The following is a 1,257-nucleotide window of genomic DNA, read 5'->3' on the forward strand; positions in this document are numbered from 1 at the left end:
ATTCGCGGCCGAAGCCTGTGCGTATTTCAACCCGGCCATGGCGCCGTAGTCGAGTATTTTCGGCACGCGCAGGCCCGCGTCCACGTAGGTCTTGACGATCTTGGCGACCTCTTTCGGTGTGCCATGCGGCACGACGGCCAGCACCATCTCGGGCCGCGCGTTGTCCAGAAATTCCAGGATCCGCTCCCGGGTGAGTACGGCCGGGTCGATGTCTTGGAATCCCCGCCAGCCCTCGCCCATGGGGTGTTCGAAGCCGAAGTCGTGCAACGTTTTTGCCGAGACCTGTAGCAGGAAGGCCTTGACCAGGGGAGCCTGCAGGATCTCGGCGAGGGCCTCGTCGTCCGCACCGATCAGGCAGACCTGGATGAAGCAGGGCGTGATCGCCAGGGGGTCGCGGCCGGCGCGTTCGGCGGAGCTTCGCACCGCGGCGAGCATCTGGGCGTAGTGGTCGGGAGTCCAGGCACCCGCCGGCCACCAGCCATCGGCGTACCGGCCCGCGATGTCGAGCATCCGCGGGCCGCTGGCGCCGATCCAGATCGGCGGTACCCGGCCCCCATAGGGTTCGGTGTCCAATCGGGCATGGTGGAGCTGGTAGAACTGGCCGTCGAAGTCGACCGGCCCGTCACTGCGCCACAGCAGCTGGATCACCGCCAGCGCTTCCTCGAACCGGCTGACCGAACGCGAGAAGTCGAAGCCGTAGGGCAGCGTGTTCTCGCTCTCGCCGCTGCCCAACCCGAGGATGAAGCGCCCCTTGGCCAGGTGATCGATGGTCAGCGCGGTTTGGGCGAGCAGCGCGGGATGGCGGCGCACGGTATCGACGACCGCGCTGACCAGGGGGACCCGTTCGGTCAGCACGGCCGCCGCGGCCGCCACCGCGAGTCCGTCCAGGTGGCGGTGCGGTGACGGGGAAGCCGTGGCCAGGTCGGTGAACTCGGGCGTCCAGATCGAGTCGGGCCAGAAGCTGACCATGTGATCGGGCAGCCAGATGGAGTGATACCGGCCGCTGTCGAGTTCCGCGAGCCGGGACAGGTCGAGGGGAAGCGTCGTGCGGAGGAAAGCCGCGGGTTGAACGGTCATCGAGACATGATGCTAAGCACCTGCACAGCATCGTGTCGATGATTTGGTCCCAACGGCCGCGAGCGTAACGCTGTGGCGGATTCTCGAGGTGAAAATCGCCGTGGCGTTACGCTCGCGACACGGTGGTGCGTGGAGGGGCTCAGCCCTCGATGATGAATTCTTCGAGCTGGGCGCGCGCGA

The 1,257-nt window shown here is 66.8% G+C and carries 1 protein-coding gene; it reads right to left on the minus strand.

All coding sequences use genetic code 11. From position 1 onward, the window contains the following. A partial coding sequence (locus tag A5659_RS22845; protein ID WP_067019386.1) for an LLM class flavin-dependent oxidoreductase occupies nucleotides 1–1,077 on the minus strand: 1,077 nt, incomplete at its 3' end. Nucleotides 1,078–1,257 lie beyond the last annotated feature (180 nt).

It is taken from the genome of Mycobacterium sp. 1165196.3 (genome assembly GCF_001673415.1).
In the GTDB taxonomy this organism is placed as follows: domain Bacteria; phylum Actinomycetota; class Actinomycetes; order Mycobacteriales; family Mycobacteriaceae; genus Mycobacterium; species Mycobacterium europaeum_A.